This window comes from Novosphingopyxis sp. YJ-S2-01, from assembly GCF_016093175.1.
Classification (GTDB): domain Bacteria; phylum Pseudomonadota; class Alphaproteobacteria; order Sphingomonadales; family Sphingomonadaceae; genus Novosphingopyxis; species Novosphingopyxis iocasae.
In genome coordinates this window covers 1-467 of record NZ_JAEDAI010000018.1, presented here as the reverse complement: position 1 = coordinate 467, position 467 = coordinate 1, and the positions used below count along the sequence as shown (strand labels likewise).

At 64.5% G+C, this 467-nt stretch carries 1 protein-coding gene; it reads right to left on the bottom strand.

Features of this window, described 5'->3' with window-relative positions; all coding sequences use genetic code 11:
* Nucleotides 1–126: 126 nt before the first annotated feature.
* On the bottom strand, nucleotides 127–318 hold the full coding sequence (locus I6A82_RS14450; RefSeq protein ID WP_198095672.1) for a YgaP family membrane protein: 192 nt from the start codon (nucleotides 316–318) through the stop codon (nucleotides 127–129).
* Between the last annotated feature and the right edge of the window lie 149 nt (nucleotides 319–467).

Below are 467 nucleotides of genomic sequence, written 5' to 3'. Positions count from 1 at the left end.
CAAGAGCAGCACCAGCAGGGGCACGGCCAGTACGCCACCTCCTGCCCCCGTCAGCGCCAGCACACCACCCACCGCGACACCCATGGCACCGGCGGCCAGAGGCTCAGCCAAGAGCAGGGCCACCTGTCAGCCAGGACGTTTGCAGGTGGACAATCCGAAGGGGAGATAGGCGGGACACCAGCGAAAGGTTCCGGTCAGGATGGGCACGATGCCCACCCAGCCCCATACACCGATCTGCCCGGACACGGCCAGGGCCACCAGCAACACGCCCACCACGATGCGGGCCACACGGTCAACACCACCAACATTGGCTTGCATGGTCTTCTCTCCTTTGCTTAGGTCAAACGGAACAGCCCACGTCACCACCGCAGGCCTGGAACAAGGCACTGGCCCGGCCGCCGGAACGGCAGAAGGTCGCAATGGGATGCACCAGGGGCACGCTGAATCTCATTTCTTCGTCCTCGACT

Coding starts and splice junctions, on each gene's coding strand:
- I6A82_RS14450 (WP_198095672.1), bottom strand. CDS start 318: ATGCAAGCCAATGTTGGTGGTGTTGACCGTGTGGCCCGCATCGTGGTG.